The organism is Flavobacterium kochi (assembly GCF_048286715.1).
GTDB lineage: Bacteria > Bacteroidota > Bacteroidia > Flavobacteriales > Flavobacteriaceae > Flavobacterium.
Map to the genome: position 1 here is coordinate 39,368 of NZ_JBLVPW010000004.1, position 17,190 is coordinate 56,557.

The 17,190-nt window shown below is 32.9% G+C and carries 15 protein-coding genes; 5 read left to right on the plus strand and 10 right to left on the minus strand.

The annotated features are described in order from the left end of the window. Positions 1-10: 10 nt before the first annotated feature. The 6 genes from ACNQGH_RS04960 to ACNQGH_RS04985 form a co-directional block, all read right to left on the minus strand. On the minus strand, positions 11-2,395 hold the full coding sequence (locus tag ACNQGH_RS04960; protein WP_417954879.1) for a TonB-dependent receptor: 2,385 nt from the start codon (positions 2,393-2,395) through the stop codon (positions 11-13). 333 nt (positions 2,396-2,728) lie between these two features. Then, entirely contained in the window at positions 2,729-3,253 is a 525-nt protein-coding gene (locus tag ACNQGH_RS04965; RefSeq protein ID WP_417954880.1) for a hypothetical protein, read from the minus strand. Positions 3,254-3,814: 561 nt separating this feature from the next. Next, a complete protein-coding gene (locus tag ACNQGH_RS04970; protein ID WP_417954881.1) occupies positions 3,815-4,510 on the minus strand; it encodes a LytR/AlgR family response regulator transcription factor in 696 nt (231 codons plus the stop codon). After that, positions 4,503-5,570, minus strand: a complete 1,068-nt coding sequence (locus tag ACNQGH_RS04975) for a sensor histidine kinase (protein ID WP_417954882.1) — start codon at positions 5,568-5,570, stop codon at positions 4,503-4,505. The genes ACNQGH_RS04970 and ACNQGH_RS04975 overlap by 8 nt, the downstream gene beginning before the upstream one ends. Before the next feature lie 251 nt (positions 5,571-5,821). Next, on the minus strand, positions 5,822-6,217 hold the full coding sequence (locus tag ACNQGH_RS04980) for a DoxX family protein (protein ID WP_417954883.1): 396 nt from the start codon (positions 6,215-6,217) through the stop codon (positions 5,822-5,824). 209 nt (positions 6,218-6,426) lie between these two features. After that, positions 6,427-6,990, minus strand: coding sequence for a Crp/Fnr family transcriptional regulator (locus ACNQGH_RS04985; RefSeq protein ID WP_417954884.1), 564 nt, complete (start codon positions 6,988-6,990; stop codon positions 6,427-6,429). A gap of 979 nt (positions 6,991-7,969) precedes the next feature. Here ACNQGH_RS04985 and ACNQGH_RS04990 point away from each other — a divergent pair. Next, positions 7,970-8,182, plus strand: coding sequence for a hypothetical protein (locus ACNQGH_RS04990; RefSeq protein WP_417954885.1), 213 nt, complete (start codon positions 7,970-7,972; stop codon positions 8,180-8,182). A gap of 128 nt (positions 8,183-8,310) precedes the next feature. Next, complete coding sequence (locus ACNQGH_RS04995; protein ID WP_417954886.1) at positions 8,311-8,748, plus strand: DUF1330 domain-containing protein; 438 nt, start codon at positions 8,311-8,313, stop codon at positions 8,746-8,748. Between the two features lie 269 nt (positions 8,749-9,017). Here the strand turns inward: ACNQGH_RS04995 and ACNQGH_RS05000 are convergent, their stop codons facing one another. The 3 genes from ACNQGH_RS05000 to ACNQGH_RS05010 form a co-directional block, all read right to left on the minus strand. Then, the gene (locus ACNQGH_RS05000) at positions 9,018-9,470 is read right to left on the minus strand and encodes a GNAT family N-acetyltransferase (protein ID WP_417954887.1); all 453 of its coding nucleotides are present in this window, start codon (positions 9,468-9,470) and stop codon (positions 9,018-9,020) included. A gap of 198 nt (positions 9,471-9,668) precedes the next feature. Then, entirely contained in the window at positions 9,669-10,139 is a 471-nt protein-coding gene (locus ACNQGH_RS05005) for a DinB family protein (protein ID WP_417954888.1), read from the minus strand. Between the two features lie 606 nt (positions 10,140-10,745). Further along, complete coding sequence (locus ACNQGH_RS05010; protein WP_417954889.1) at positions 10,746-12,173, minus strand: C1 family peptidase; 1,428 nt, start codon at positions 12,171-12,173, stop codon at positions 10,746-10,748. A 213-nt stretch (positions 12,174-12,386) separates the two neighbouring features. On the opposite strand from ACNQGH_RS05010, the gene ACNQGH_RS05015 reads away from it, so the two are divergent. Together ACNQGH_RS05015 and ACNQGH_RS05020 are read left to right on the plus strand one after the other, a co-directional pair. Next, the gene (locus ACNQGH_RS05015; protein ID WP_417954890.1) at positions 12,387-13,442 is read left to right on the plus strand and encodes a sensor histidine kinase; all 1,056 of its coding nucleotides are present in this window, start codon (positions 12,387-12,389) and stop codon (positions 13,440-13,442) included. Positions 13,443-13,445: 3 nt separating this feature from the next. Beyond that, positions 13,446-14,153, plus strand: coding sequence for a LytR/AlgR family response regulator transcription factor (locus tag ACNQGH_RS05020; protein ID WP_417954891.1), 708 nt, complete (start codon positions 13,446-13,448; stop codon positions 14,151-14,153). A gap of 65 nt (positions 14,154-14,218) precedes the next feature. Here the strand turns inward: ACNQGH_RS05020 and ACNQGH_RS05025 are convergent, their stop codons facing one another. Continuing rightward, positions 14,219-15,133 carry a GlxA family transcriptional regulator gene (locus ACNQGH_RS05025; protein WP_417954892.1) on the minus strand — a complete coding sequence of 305 codons (915 nt, stop codon included), beginning with the start codon at positions 15,131-15,133 and terminating at the stop codon, positions 14,219-14,221. A 646-nt stretch (positions 15,134-15,779) separates the two neighbouring features. Here ACNQGH_RS05025 and ACNQGH_RS05030 point away from each other — a divergent pair. Beyond that, positions 15,780-16,958 carry a DJ-1/PfpI family protein gene (locus ACNQGH_RS05030; RefSeq protein WP_417954893.1) on the plus strand — a complete coding sequence of 393 codons (1,179 nt, stop codon included), beginning with the start codon at positions 15,780-15,782 and terminating at the stop codon, positions 16,956-16,958. The last annotated feature ends 232 nt before the right edge of the window (positions 16,959-17,190 follow it).

Sequence of the window (17,190 nt, forward strand, 5' to 3'; positions counted from 1 at the left end):
TTTGTAATTACTAAAATTTGAAGTTGTAGCTGACCCCCGGAACTATTCCGAAAATGGAGGTTCTCAAGGCTTCATTATTTCCGGTATCCGTATTTTGCCTGAAAGCTATGGATGCGGCGTTCTTACGATTGTAGAGATTATAGATGCTGAATACCCATTCTGATTTCCAGTTTCGGTTGTCGTTTTTATGAGGAGTCAGTGTTGCAGAAATATCCAAATGATGGTAAACAGGTAACCTGTTTTCGTTTCTCAACCCATAACTGGGCACCAAAACATCCTGATAGGTATATTGTCCGTTTGGATAGGTAACGGGCTGGCCTGACTGGAGAATAAAATTAGCGCCAAAACTCCATTTTTTATTCCAATTATAAGAACTCGTAACGGCAAGATTGTGCAATTTATCGTAGGCCGAACTGTACCATTTTCCATTATTGATCCCAATTTCAGAACTGTTTCTTCCCGGAGTCTGCTGTTCCGATTTTGAAAGGGTATAGGAAATCCAGCCGATGAACCTTCCTTCGTTTTTGCGCAACATCAGTTCTAAACCATAGCAGCGCATTTGCCCGTTAAGAATTACCTGTTCTATCGCTTCGTTTGCTATCAAATTAGCACCGTCTATATAGTCCATCCTATTTTGGATTTTTTTGTAGAAGGTTTCCGCTTCCAGGGAATATTTATCATCGTTGAAATTCCTGAAATAACCCAAAGCTACCTGGTCCGCAATTTGTGGCTTGATGAAGTTGTCACTAGGTGTCCAAATATCAAGCGGCGTTGGTGATGACGTGTTTGAAACCAATTGTAAATACTGGACCATTCTGTTATAACTTGCTTTTAGAGATTGGTTTGTATGGAATTCATAAGCGATAGAAAACCGCGGCTCTAAATAATTATAGCTTTGAATTACTTTATTTTTATCATACAATTTAGTTCCGATGGGAGTTGCCTTTTCGTAAATTTGTGCGTCTTGGTTAAAAGTAACCGGCTCATTATTGGCATAAATATTGGTTGCCGATGTACCTAGCCGATAAAACATACTGTATCGTAAACCATAGGAGAGTGATACTTTTTTAGAGATTTCTTGTTCAGCATCTATATATATTGCGGGTTCAAAAGCATATTTTTTATCGAGCTGTTCAAAATTTATTCCTGAATTTGGTTTGGTGGGATTTATTGTTCCAGGATTGAAATCGTAATAAATACCGTTTGCACCAAAATTTAATTTGAATTTATCTGAAATATAGTTCTTGAAATCATATTTTATATTGTAATTTTTTATTCCTGAATCCCATTTGAATCCAACCAAATCTAAATCTAATCCAAAATAATAGTCGCTATATATTACCGATAGGTTTGAAAATAATTTTTCATTAAATAAATGATTCCAGCGCAAGTTTAAAATTGAATTACCATAGGTATTGGTAAAACTTTTGTCTAAACTAAAAACATCGCGACCAAAATAGCCCGACAGGTATAAATTGTTGTTTGGATTTAGTTTGTATGATAATTTCGTATTCAAATCATAGAAATAGGCCGCATTATTTTTCTGCTCTTCTGAAAGTTTTAAAAATAAATGGGCATAAGAAGCACGACCACCAATAAGAAAGGAACCCTTGTCCTTTACTATCGGTCCCTCAGCAAGTAACCTGCTGGAAATTAATCCAATTCCGCCATTCACATGAAAACCGGTACTGCTTCCGTCTTTTTGATAGATATCTAAAACAGAAGAAGCTCTTCCTCCGTATCTTGCCGGAATTCCTCCTTTGTACAATTTCAAATCTTTTATCGCATCAGGGTTAAAAACCGAGAAAAAACCAAAAACATGTGAGGAACTAAAAATAGTAGCCTCATCGAGAAGAATTAAATTTTGATCCGCTCCGCCACCACGAACATTAAAACCAGAAGCGCCTTCTCCAGCATTGGTGACTCCGGGAAGCAATAAAATAGATTTCAGCACATCGACTTCTCCAAGCACCACCGGCATTTTTTTTATCGTAGCAATAGAAAGTTTATTGATACTCATTTCAGCTTTTCTAATATTGGTTGCTTTTCTATCCTTTGTGACAACCACTTCCTGTAATTGTTCTTCACTATCGAAAAGCCTGAAGTTGTTTTTGGTGTTTCTGTCCAGATTAATGTTTTCCATTACTGTTTGAAAACTCATATAACTCACTTGAACTTCGTAGTGCCCTTTAGGAATCGTAATGGAATAAAATCCATATTCGTTAGTGGTAGTGCCCGTTTTTAATTCAGGGATATACACGTTAACCCCAATCATTGTTTCGTTGCTTTTGGCATCACTTACAGTCCCGCTTAGGGTGAATTTTTCTTGGGTGTACATTTTACTGTAAAAGAGTAAAAGTATTAGAGTCAGCAGATAAATTATTTTTGCATTCATAATCATTAATTTTCTTATTATATTTTTTTTAGTTTGAAATTCATATGTAAACAAATACTAACTTTTGCTTTTAGGTATACATTTTAGTTGTCTAATCCTGCATTAATCTCCTATTGGTTGCATCCATTTAAGTTTTTACTTCCACACATCAGATATTTTTTTTATTTTGAAAATATCCTAGAAATTTTTTTCCCTATTTTTATTATTTATTCAGCAAATATATTTCAAGCACTAAAAGGGAGGATAGGACAAAAATGTAGTTGAATAGGACGGATGTGAAATTAACTTTGATTATGAACAATATATTTAAAATCAATTATCTAGCGCAATCGTTTATTTAGTCAGTCTTGCTGTTTTCTCTTTTGGTTCCGGGTTAATTTTCTCTGATTCAAGGGAGAAGAGGACGCTTGTTATTTTCCATTTTCCATTTATTTTAACAAGTCCCCAACTTTCCTTACCCCAATTTGTCTTTATTTTACTTTTCCAAAAACTATAATCAAACGTGACTGATGCAATGCTACCGTCCTCATTAATAGCTATGTTGTAAAATTTTTCTTCATCTGTACCTGTATCAGAAATAAATCCATAGAATTTTTTATAAGTACTTTCAAAATAATTATTCTTTGTGCTGTCTTTTTTCAATACGACTTCTTGGGTTTTATCCTTAATAACTCCAATCCAAACTATTGGTTCGTTATGAAAGAGATTGTAAAACTTTATACTGTCTTTTTTTACAATACACTCCATAAAGGAATTTAAAATTTGTTTTATTTCTTTTTTATCTATTGTCTCTTTATTTTGGCTAAAAGTAAAATTTGAAAGAAGTATTAATGTTAAAACTAATCTTACCTTTTTCATTGATTTTTTGTTTTAATTTTTTTGTTTTGTTTTTGTTCGATTAAAATTCATTATTTTTAGACGAGTGCTAAAGTATTGATGATGGCTTACTAATGTCAGCCAAAAAGACGTCAAAAGATGACAAAGAATAAAGGTGTTTTGTATTCCTGCTGGTATTTAATAAAAACTTCTTTTTTATATATTAACACCACTGCTAAGGAGCTAATATTGCTGTCAAGTATAATTAAAATTTAATTTATAGTCCATTCCGAAGGAGTGTGACAACAATTGTTTTTTGGCTGTGATATTCCAACTGTGAGGTAAGTCAGAGCTCGGGGAAACAGTTTTAGTTTTCCCTTTTCTATTTCTGTGGGTTAAGTTTTGACAATATGCCAGCCCCGATAAAACAGAAAGTAGCAGATAGGCAGAAATAAGCTTTTCCATAATTGTTCCTTATGTATGAATTGATAATAATTTATACAAAAGTTCAGGAATAAAGTCAGGTCTGCAATTTAAATATGCCAAGCAAGTGAAGATGTCTGCAAACTCCTATTTTAGGTCTGCAAAACATTTAGTGAGAATTTATATTCTATTGTTAATTACTTGAAAAAAAAGTTCTTTGTAGGTTTCTGATATTGGGATTCTCTGATTAGAAATTTTTATTCTGTTTCGTTCAATAGATTCTATTTTATTAATCCCAACCATGTATGATTTATGAACTCTGCAAACCAAATTGGAAGGTATGATTTGTTCCAGTTCACTAAAATTCTGTAGCGTCATAATCTTTTTGTCTATCGTATGAATTCTCCGGTAATCTCTCATTCCTTCAATAAATAAAATATCCCTTAAATTTATTTTCTCCAATCGATTTTCAGTCTTCACAAAAATAAAATCTAATACCAAGTTAGTCGGGTATTGATTAATGTATTCGTGAGCCTTGTTTACCGCTTTTAAAAACCTATCGAAAGTAAAAGGCTTTAGTAAGTAATCCGTTACATTAAGTTCATAACCTTTTAAAGCATACTCCTGATAAGCTGTCGTTATAATAACCTGACTTTCTATTTTTGAACTTTCAAGCAATTCAATACCTGATAATTCATCCATATTAATGTCTAAAAAAAGTAAATCGACTTTATTCGCTTTTAAATAAGAAAGACCATTAAGTGCATTGTCAAACGTATCAAGCAGATTAAGAAAGGGTATTTTGTTAACAAAACTCTTAGTTCTCTCGAGAGCCAAGGGTTCGTCTTCTATTATAATACAAGAATATTTATCCATTTTTAATTGTTAATTTCACACTATAAAGATTGATTTGACTGTCCAATTCTAATATATGCTTCTCTGGATAAATCAGATTTAGACGTTTTTGAATAAGATCATTACCTAAACCGTTGCTTTCTTGTTTAAATTTCCGATCTGAATCGAACTTATTTTCACATACAAATATGATGTTCTCCTCATTAATAAATAGTTGAACATTTATAGCATTGTCTAATTTCTTATTAGTACTATGCTTAAAGGCATTTTCAATAAATGGAATAAAAACCATTGGACCTATTGTTCTATTGTCCAGAGCACCTTCTATCTGAAAGCTCACGTAATTTGAATTTGCAGTTCTTATTTTTTGTAATTCTATGTACTTTTCAATGTATTCGATCTCTTTTTTAAGTAAAATTTTATCTGTTTTAGTTTCATACAGCATAAAACGTAAAATATCGGAGAGTTTATTTAAATAATTGGAAGCCTCTGTGGCATCTTTTAATATCAAAACATCGATGTTATTTAAAGTATTGAATAGGAAGTGAGGATCCAGCTGGGCTTTCAGCAATGCCATTTCTGTTTCGTGGTTTTTTTGTTTCAATTCTTCTTTCAATTTTATTTCGTCAAACCAGGTAATAAAACCTTTAATAACCAGTGCGCCGATGCCGGATATTGAAGCAATAAAACTTACCATAATTATTATGATAGTATCTGTAGACCGGCCTTTTTTACCGCCCTCGTCCATATCCATAATTTGTCCGGATTCAATGAAATACCGAAGCAGGTAATACCCTATTACGGCCGCTGCCGTTGAAATCACTATGCCAAAAACTATCGTAAGTAAAACCTTCCTTTTCTGAAGATATTTGGGGAACAGTACGAAATAATAGGTATAAAATGTGATGATCGACGGTAATAATGCAAATAAAGATAGGGTTTCTAAGGCATTCACAATACGTGCTGTTTGATCCACTGCTTGATTGCTGCTTCTGTAGAAAACCGCTAACATGATTGTTATGATTAACAGGTAACATACCCAAAAACCAATATGTAACAAAATAACGATTGATTTTTTCATAACTTCAAATTTAGCGATTTAAACAACAAAATCAGATGATTTTAGAGTGTTTCGAAAATAGATACAAATTAGAGATCTGCAAGGGTAAGAAAGGCTCTTGCAGATTGCCTCGTACAACCAAATAGAATTGTTAATTCGGAACAGGAAAAAATTCCTGAAATGAGATCAAAAAGCAATGCAATGGGACTTGTATAAAATTTAACTTTGATTACCAATGACACCGCTAAAAACCCAAACCACTTAGCACTCTTTTATGCTGTCACTTTACGAACTTCTTGACGATCTTTTTCTACGAACAAGAAATAGGTCAGCATTAATATGCAAAATGCAACTGCTGATTTTATGCAGTCGGCATTGCTGTTTATTGCAAGCCCTGATATAAAAGCAAAAATCACATCAAAAGTGAAGCCTGCAAAAGCCCACTCTTTTAGTCGTTTTAGATTAGGTATCAACAAAGCAATAACTCCGGCAATTTTTGAAATACCAAGCGCCATTATAAAATAGGGTGGATAACCCATCCGTAGTGTCTTTGGATATATAAATGGGTTTTTGGTTATTTCCATAAAACCGCTTATGGTAAAGAAGATAGCTAATAGTATTAAAAGTGTCCAATATAAATAAATGTTTTTTTTGTATTCTGTTTTCATGTTTTACAAATAATTAAAGATTAAAGTTTTTTTCTTACGTACCAATTCCAAAAATTTTCTATTCATTCTGTATTCTAAATTATCCCATCATCAGGTGAATTTTAATTATATATTTTTTTTTAATTCCGAAAGCATTCTATTTCAAAAACAGAAAAAAAACACCCCCCTTTAAAATAGAAACTAATTTCACGAGATAAAGGGTACAAAAATCACCGTATATTATTTCTGATACGGCTTAAATGCCTAGGCGTGACACCAAGTATGGATGCTAAACACTGCAGCGGAATCTTTTGTAAAAGCTCCGGTTCTTCTTTTAGCATTTTCTGATAGCGCTGTTCCCCGCTTAGCAATATAAGGTCATGACGATTAGCATCGATGCTGCAAATAGAACTCTCTAAAAACCCAATATAGAAATCTTTGAAAGTGGGAATTTCATTTATCAATTTTTTAAGATTGGTTTTACTAATGATGCAAACGCTTCCATCTGTTAATGCCCTTACGTTTTCAGTAGCAGGGGTCTCATTTACAAAACTTAAACGTGAGGACATAAAAGTATTTTCAATTGAAACATAGGTTGTTCTAATTTCTCCTTCTTTCAAAACGTAATATTGAAACACGCCTGTTTCAACAAAACCTAAATGGTTGCTTATTTTATCTTCTTTTATAAAAAATTCATTTTTTCTAAATATTTGCAGTCTAAATGAATTTAAAATTCTATCCAAATCATCCTCTTCAAAACCAAACATATCAAAATATCTTTTTAGCTTTACCATGCCTGTTTCATTTATTAAATAAGATTTATTTATTTGCAGTTAGTTATAATCCATAAAAGAGCTCAGAGAAAAATTAGGAAACACAGTAAGAAAATGTATTCTTAAAAAAGGAAGCACAACACCTATTACTATTTTTTTGCCTTTTTATTTCCTTTATTAACCCCTAAAGCAGATAACTCATAATCAATAATACTCTTGCTGCTATTGCTAATCGTGATGGTCATACCTGATAATCAGATGACAAAAATACTAGGAACAACTTTTAATCTCATGAACCTTAGTTAAGAAATAAAAATACTTCAATAAGGGTAGTTCAAGGCAAAGTGATCACCAATACTAGTCTAAAGTGCTATACGTCATAGTAGCAAAAAAATAGCAAATTGAATAATTGCGGAAATTTGACCGATCCAATTAATTCCGCTGGTACAGATATTTTTTTTTAATATTTAGAGAATTTAGATCCTAAATTATTTCCAGATCCCATCTTGAGAACAGGACGAAAATGGAGCTGGATGGGATTTTCTAAAAATGGTATCGGTACCATCGTCACAATCTATATTGCCAGGTGGTGAAAGCGATAGGAGAAAAATGGGAAAAATAGGAATCCGACTTTTGAAGAAAATCTCTTCTACTATTTAGCATCGATCTTTAGGGTGACAAATTGCTATTTAAGCCGAATCAGAAATAATGTTCGACAATTTTTTTTCTAGACTTTTGTCTAGTAAAATTAATTCTATAATTCAAAGATTTGTCTTTTATAAAAAACATGCCAGTAAATAAAAAAAACGAAATGATCATTGTGTTGTAATCGTCAATTGCAATTTATCTATGAAATGGTACAAATGGTACAAATGGTACAAATGGTACAAATAGTAAAAATAAATCTACATTTTTTAAATGGTACAAAAATGATGCAAAATAGGTCTATTTTAATAATGTTAAGAATAGTGTTGCAGTTCAGCTTTTAAACAAAAAAAAAATGGAAAAATTAATTTATCCGATTGACGGAATTAACTATATTCTTTTTGAGATAGAATTACCTCTAAAATTAGCAAAAAATTTTGAAACCAGAATTAAAGTAGCTGATGGTATAATTCAACATACAAAATATATCGAAAATTTTTGGAATAGGAACGTAAGTATAAAATGCTTAATTCCAGAAAGAAATGTCGTAAGATTTAAGAATTTATAAAAACAGAATCCTATAGAGCTGCGAGCGGTAATACTTGATTTTTAGAACAAAAAATTTAAAAAAGTGATCAAGTTCCTGTCCAACTGTTAGGTACAGCCCTGTGAGCAACTTTGAAACCTTGACGAACAATGTCCGAAAAATATTTAATGCCGACGCAAGAAGCGGGACTAGACTTTATTATGAAGCAAATTCAGGGAAGCGTTGTTATGCTCAACCTCATCCGCTTTCGCAAAATAGCCGACTATTCTGCTACCCCAGAACTTATTCCAAACGAACCAATAAGCGGGAAAAGAGCTTATCAAATTTATATTGAACATACTTTACCTTTTTTAACTAAATCAGGAGGAGAAATTTTATTTATGGGGAAAGGGGGCGCTTTTTTGATAGGCCCCACAAATGAACATTGGGATGCGGTTCTGTTAATTCGGCAAAATAGTGTCAATGGTTTCCTTGCTTTTGAATCAAACCAGGACTATATGAAAGGTATTGGACATCGAACTGCTGCATTGGAAGACTCCCGACTATTACCAATAATTGAAAATAAAAACGGAGAAAATGAAATCTAAAAGGCAACTACAAATGAAGGAAGACTGAGGCATTTCAAAACGGGAATAATACCAACCATAAATTATAGTATTGGGAGTAGCAAGATTTAAATAAAGTTTATCTGGTAGGATTTTCAGAAGTGAAAACCAATCTTTTTTGATACTATATTGAATTACGTAGCTGACTACTTCTTTTTTAAATACAAAGCTGTGATTTACCATTCTTTCAAATAGCTTAATAAAAAGGTTTCCTTATATTCCAGATCAATCACTTTAAATTAACATTGCTTTTATAAAAGAGATTTATAGATATCAGGTTTGTAAAGTTCCATGTATATATCAGGTTTGGTTAGTTTTGTAAACCCATATTTTTCATACAACCAATCCGCAGAGGAAGTCAATAAAATCCAACGTCGTAGTCCTTGCAAATTTGGGTGGTTGATTACTAGATCCATTAGTTTTTTTGAAAGGCCTTTTCCTCGATAGTCATCTAATACGTAAATATCCCCTAAATATGCAATTGTATAGAAGTCTGAGATTACTCTCGCAAATCCAATTTGTTTTTCCTTATGGAAAAGTCCAAAATTAAGGGAATTGTCAATAGCTGCTTTTACTTTTTCTAGCGGGATATTATTACTCCAACCGGAATAATTAGATAAAAAGTCGTGAATGGCGACAATGTCCATTTTTGTTTTGTCTGTCGTTATTAAAAAGTCTTCAAATTTAATTTCTATTGTCTTCATTTTTGCTTTACTATTCTCTATTTTTTGAGATTCATTATGGATTAGCGCGGATTTTGGACTAAAATTAGGATTCGCATTTTGGATTACTATCAACCAAATCAAAAATCAAAATTACTACTACTTAAAACTATCTTCCTAATCCGGCTAAACCAATAGTGTCTTGTGTTCGTTCTTATGTTATTTATTTCTTTTGAATATTTAATCCCAAATTAATGGTCTTTCAATTCCAAAAGTTCTCATATAATAAAGCATTTGTCCCGCATGAACTGCTTCGTGATAAGCAATTCTTTGCAAATAGTCACCCAGTTTTCGTTTTTGGCTTTTTTCGGAACGGACTATCTCAATTGAAGTAAGGTCGTAGGGCTCAAAATTTTCGATTGTTGCGAGAAACTTTTCTCTGAAAGTTTTTGCAAAGTCAAGTTCTTCTTGTATATTTAGATAGGGTCTGTTTGTCCATGGTGAAATATAGTTTCCAATATTTCCACGATTGTTTACAATCATGTGAAATAAATGTTCGCCTTCTAAAACATGCCTTACCATTTCAATACAATTCATTGCATTTGTGTCAGGACTCCAAAAATAATGTTCGGGGCTAATTCCTAACCAAATTTTTATACTTCTTCTCCTAATTTCTTCAAAATTTACTAGTATGATTTCAATTGGTGCCATATTTGTTTTAATAGTAATACAATTTTTATCTTTTTGCAATTGCTTTAACTTGAAAAAGAAACACTTTTGTAGAAAGCTTATTATTGATGGAAATTATCTTTTTTTTTTATCTTCAGTCCATTGACTCTATTTCAAATACACGTTTTCCTGCTAATTCAATTCCATCTTTAATAGCTGCAGAGGCACAGAACTTAGCCAAGATTTGTGATTTTACATTATAATTTAGTTCTGTAAAATTATTGATTAAAATTGTGTTATTTAAGACCAAAAAGCGTCAAAAGAAGACAAATAACAATCTTTTTACTCTATCGTGAGATATTTTATTGCATAGCTAAATTAGAAAAACAGGTAGCTTTGATACTTAATTTAAGATTGAATACCAAAATTAGGTCGAAAAATTAATCCATGTAGCATTGCTTTTTTACGGATTAAATAAATTAAAAGAGATGCTTTCATTTTGAAAGACACTATCCAACTCAAAATTCATCAAGTTGGTAGTGTCTCACTAACTGTATATGGATTATATTATTTGGTGTTTAAAATCTCTTCTCAACTGAATGTAACATTTCTAATGATGTCAGATCATATTGAGAAGAGACAAAAATCTTAAATATCTTTCCCTATTTTCTTCAATATTGCCTTTGGGATGGCATTTTTGTTGATCATAACGGAAATTGTTTTTAAAAGTAAATATTCTTTCGACATATAAAGATACCCTCCGCAATCCTTACCATCAGCCGAATTTTTCACGATATAAAATGTATTGCCTTTCTCGTTCTCTGCCATTCCGATAATATGCATGTTATGCACGTCTTCGGTGGTGCGATTATCAAATGCTGCCTGTCTAATCTGTTGTGTAATAATTTTATTATCCCCCAAAACTGCGAAACCATCATTAAAGCCTTCATAGGTATCCCCGTCCCAACAAACGGAATAATTATGCATCAGGGCATCATCAATGATGGTACTAAAATCATCTAATGGCAGATTTAAATAGTGATTATTATTCCAGTTGGCTTCAATTTCTAAATTAAAGGTTGAATAAAAAGGATGGTGGCTGAATGATGTGATTTCGATATAGTCAGCAGGATTGATTCCCATCATTTCCTTTGCAAACGATTTAGGAGTAAATTGCTTTCCATCATAAACAAAAGTATCGGGAACCTTGCCCAAAGTTCGGGTCAGGATTTCATCCATATCTCTTCGGTAAAGTTCTGGTGTTAAATCACCATGTGAGTTTTTATAAAATTTAGCCCTTTCCAATAGGGCATTATTCATTTCGGCATGATCGTGTTTAGCTTCAGAATCCAATTTTCCTGAATAGACACTTTCTGGAATAGCACCATACTCCTTGTATGCTTTTATTACGCTGAACGTTAAATCACCTTCGCCTAAAAAACTGCTTCCATTCCTTCTTATATAGTTCTCCGCCTTATTTACGTAAGTAGGTCTTACAAAAAACATTGGTGAAAGTACAACAGGTTTTTTTCCAAGTCTAATCCCTTCAGTTTCAATAAATGATGTGGTGGCATAGCTCCAACAATCACCCGTGGCTTGCTGATCTTTAATAGGTGTGCTGTCTATCAGTTTGATTATTTTATAACCTGCTATTTTTGGATTCAAATTAGTTTTAAGTGTAAATACATAATTGGTCATTCTTAATTTTAACGGTTTGTCGCCCCCCCATACACCTTCTATAATTGAATCTCCGGGCATAATTACTCCTTTAAAAATTAATGGAGCTGATTCTGGCCATCCCAATGACTTTCTTGCATCTGCAAATACACTATCCTTATCTCTCCATACTTTATCAAGGGAGATATCTTTTATTCTTTTTTCGGGAAAATCCATAAAACCTTTAATAGCATTGTTTTTTAATTCAAATCTAAACAGCACCAATTCTCTTGATGCTAAGTCCTTTGAATCAACTTTACCCATCCAGGAACCTTCCAATGGGTTTTGTTTTTTATTCTGCCCATATATTACCATTCCGATACATAGCAGGATAATTGAAATAGAAGTTTTTGTTTTCATAATAAAGTCTTTTAAAATATTTTCAACAAACTACCCTATTTTATTTTTCCTAAAAAAATCTATTATCTGAATGGGCTAAAAAACGATAGGACTACCGCTGTTTAATGGACGAATGCAATACAAATAGTAATCGCTGCAATTCAAATAATTATAGGTTCTCTATCCTAACTTTTTAATATATAGTAGTTATCTTTACTACTTAAATGATTTTTAATGTTCAAAGAATTCAAATTAAAAGGCAGTATTGAACCCATTATACATTTTTTTATTTGGGGTTCTTTCTTTTTTTTGGTGTGGTTCCGGATTAGAACTATGGGTCCCTTCCACAAGGAGGATGGCAGTATTTATCCTCCTATGCTTTGGAGTACCACTTTAAACCTACTACTATTTTACAGTAATGCACTATACCTTATACCCCGTTTTTTTTCACGTCAGCGCTATGCGCAATATAGTGCACTGATGATTGCCTTATATATTGGTATTATCCTGATAAACAGCGTTCTTGATTATTTTTACATGATATCTCTCTTTTCGAGTGAAAAAGAACCTTTCTCTTCAGACGTCATCCTTAACTTTCAAACCAAAACATTTATTTTGTCTCTGTCCTTAGGATATGGACTTACCAAAAACTGGGTAATCAGCAATAAATTACAGCAACAATTGGTCAGCGATAAATTGACTACTGAATTAAAATATTTAAAAGCTCAAATCAATCCACATTTTCTTTTCAACACGTTAAATATGGCCTTTGCCAGTGCCATTAAAAGTAATGACGAAGCGACTGCCGATATTATAGAAAAATTATCGGGTCTTATGCGTTATGTTTTGTACGAAAGTAATGAGGATAAAGTGATCCTCGAAAAGGAGTTGTATTATATCGATAATTATATTAATCTTCAGTTACAGCGATTGTCACCGGAAATTGCCGATCAGGTAAAATATGAAGTGAAAGGAAATTATCAAAATTTAAGAATTGCTCCGATGATTCTTGTTCCCTTCATTGAAAATGTATTTAAACATGGCGTCATGCTAACTAAGAAGCCTGAAATGTCCATATCCCTATCTTTAAGTTCAACAACATTGATACTTGAAACAAAAAATTTAAAGAATAACGGTACGATAGGAACTGACACAGCGCATTCAGGAATTGGAATGAAAAATGTTAAAGAAAGGCTACTACTGCTCTATCCCAGCCTACATAAATTAGAGATTAATAATGAAGAACATTTTTTTCAGGTACGATTAGAAATACAACTAAAAACTATTTAATTTATGAAATGTATCGCTATTGATGATGAACCGTTGGCTCTTGAATTGATCTCAGGCTACATTCAAAAAACACCTTTTTTGGAATTTGTTGCTGGATTTACCAACCCCTTCAAGGCAATGAATTTCCTACTCAAAACACCTGTAGATTTAGTATTTATTGATATTAATATGCCGGAATTGTCCGGCATTGAATTATTGAAGACATTACCCGTGCTTCCAAAAATTATTTTTACCACGGCCTACTCAGAATACGGAGCCGAAAGTTATGAGTTCAATGCAGTAGACTATCTGTTGAAACCTGTGAAATATGATCGATTTCTTAAAGGAGTGAACAAGGCGATAGACCTCTCCTCCTTAAAAAAAGAAGCGCTTACAGTTCTTGTTAACAATGAATCACATAGCCCATCGCTACTGATTAAAAGTGGTTCTAAAACATTCAAAATAGCAGCGGAAGATATTTTGTATATCGAAGCAGCTGGGAATTACATGCTCTTTTATACGCTAAAAGGTAAAATCATGACACTGCTTCCTATGAACGAAATAGTAAAGATGTTGCCCGGCAATACGTTTAAACGGATTCATAAATCCTATATCATTTCATTGAAACATATTGAAATTATTGAGAAAGCGGCAGTTATAATCAATAAAACGCGTATACCAATAGGGATTACGTATCGGGAACATTTTTCGAATATAATTAAAAATGAATGATTAATTTGAACCCAGACATCCGTTTTAAGATTTTCAGAAAAAAAAATTGGAAAGTGTCAGTTCTTTTATTTTTTTAATATTCTTTGAAGTTGCCTAGCCGTTTTAAACCCGCATTGAGAAGCAATGTATTCAATAGTGAACTCTGGATTATTAACCATTGTCTTAGCAAATTCTATTCTTAAAAGAGTCAGGTATTCGACGATGGTAGAACCTGTTTTTTCCCTAAAAACACGGCTAAGATTTCTTGGACTCATAGCTACAAGAGAAGCCAGATCTTCAACACTGTTTTCAGCAGAAAGATGGTCAATTAAATAATCCTGCACTTCGTGTATTTTTGGATTGATATGATTCCTGTAATCTAAATAGATGCTTTTTTGGGTATGATTGTCGTTGCGTCTATAATAGACTACAAGTCCCCTAGCCACTTTATGGGTAAAAAATGCGCCTTTTAGCTCTTCAAGTATTGACAATGCCAGATCAATACCTGAGCTGATACCTGCACTTGTATATACGTTATTACTTTTTTTAAAAAGAATGTCAGTAACAACTTTAGCCCTTGGAAATCGTTCCTGCAATTCTTCAATTCTTCTCCAATGAGTAGTACATTCTGTATCTTTTAATAAACCTGCTTCGCCTAAAGCAAAAGCTCCATTGCATACGGAACAAACAAATATTTTTTTATCTGCACTTTCTTTTAACCAATTGAAAAATTCTTTTTCTGCCCTGAAATCCATACTTCTCACATATTCAAAATCCATTCCTGGCATAAAAATATAATCCCCTTCTTTTAAATCAGCTTCTTTGTAGTTAGCAATTTTTCCAAAAGGGAGTCCTGAATTACTTATAGTTTCTGTCTGGTAAGAATAAAATTCAAGCGCTATATCAAAGCCATAATATTTAGCTTCAGTAAAAACTTGTAACGGCCCTGCAAGGTCTAAAACCTCTACTTTAGGAGGTATTATAAAAGCTATTTTTTTCATGGAATTTAATTTAAAATACTGATGTAAATGTATTTAGCTTTTTTACTTATGGAAAGACAAAATTACGTCAAGAAATGACAATAATTGAAATATTTATTTTCTTACTCTTTATTTGAGTCTCCCGCCGCCTCATTCCACTACCTGGTGTCTTTTCGTCTTGGGTTACTCTATTCTTCTTTATTTAATTTTAAATCCCCAAAACTCTATCCTAAAGAAATAATCTCTCTTCTTACCTCCCTTAAATAGTAACCAAAAAGCCAGACTTAATTGTCCTAGAGCCATTAGTATACTACAATGGTTACTTCTGCTTGGTATTTTTCACAGTTCGGCAAAAGCAAATGGGCGGCATTACATGAAAAATGACAAACAAAAGTAAGTCCCGTTAAAATTCCAACAACTTTTGCAACAAAGCCCGTACAATTTATGCCAATCCATCCAACAGCTGGTTCTCAATAAACAGCAAAAAACAAATCACACTGTATTAAATTATTGATGTTGTCCTTATTTGACGCTTTATTGTCAATTTCCCAATGATATGATGCCCTAATTTTGTTCTGTTAAAAGTAAAAATACTTGACTAGACCAGTTAATTATAGTAGAAATATTGATGCGGAGCAGTTACGAAAACAATTTAAAAAAATCGAAAATGAAAAGTAAAAAAAAATACCTGATAATGATACCGTTGTTATTTTTATCAACATTGATTTATGTTGGCTGCCAGCCATTGCGTGAGTTCAACCGGATTCCAGCTTACCAAGGGGATACACATTACAATCCGCTACCTCTAATTTACGACAGTAGTAAAAAAACAGTGGCTATTATTGCCAAGACAGAGGGAACCGAAATATTTGACCTTATGGCACCATTTTATCTGCTCAATGCGGCTGAAAAAGCGAACGTATATATTGTTGCAGAAAAAAAAAATCCAATTGCCCTGCTCAAAGGCGTTTTCGCAATGCCTAATTTAACCTTCAAGGAAATGGATTCATTAAAAATTCAACCAGACGTTATTGTATTACCTGCAATGGTCAAAGTATTCAAAGAGCCTAATTCGGCAACCATTAAGTGGATAAAAGAAAAATATAATGATAAAACCAAAATTCTTTCAGTCTGTGCAGGCTCATTAGTTGCATCCGCTACAGGAATTTACGACGGAAAGACAGTAACAACCCATGCTTCCGATTTTGCAGAAAGTAAAGCCTATTTTAAAAAACCAAACTGGGTATCCAATATAGCAGTGACACAGGAAGGAAATTTATATAGTACTGCAGGCGTATCCAACGCCGTTGAAGGCAGCCTTACCATTATCAATGACCTGTTTGGCACAGAAACACTTCACAAAGTGATGGACGAAATTCATTATCCCTACAGTAAAATTAAAACCGAACATCAAAGTTTGGCGGTAGCCACCCGAAACAAATTTACGATTGCCAATAAGCTGATTTTTAAAAAGAACAGACATGTCGGTGTACTGTTGCAAAATGGAATCAATGAGCTTGCACTGGCGGCAGTATTAGACACCTATAGCCGTAGTTTTCCTGCTTCCAATCAGACGGTGGTATTAAACGGTTCTTCTGTAAAATCAAAATACGGGTTGCTGCTTTTTCCAACTGCTAAAATGGATACCATAAAATTGGATGAACTGCATGTATTGATGCCCGAAAATTTTTTAGCATCCGAATCCAAAAAATTTGGTACAGCAAGCATTGTTAGCTATTCTCTTGCTACGAAACCCTATATTATAGACACTTGTCTGAAAAGAATATCAGAGCAGTATGGAAACAAATTTAAAAATATCACAAAATTACTTTTGGATTATAATTAACTATAAGTAACAATCGCAGCTACATAAACAAATTATGTGCTACAATTAGGCCATGACAAAGAAATCATATTAGGTATATCCTGCTCTTTATCACAGCAGTAGCAATCCCAAATCTAGTAAGGAGCGTAACTGTAAAGATCGCATTAGTAAAATTAAATCTAAAATTCATGATTACTATAAAAAGAACCTCCTCTGATGATTTGGATTTTAAAAATCTTGTCTTTTTTTTGAG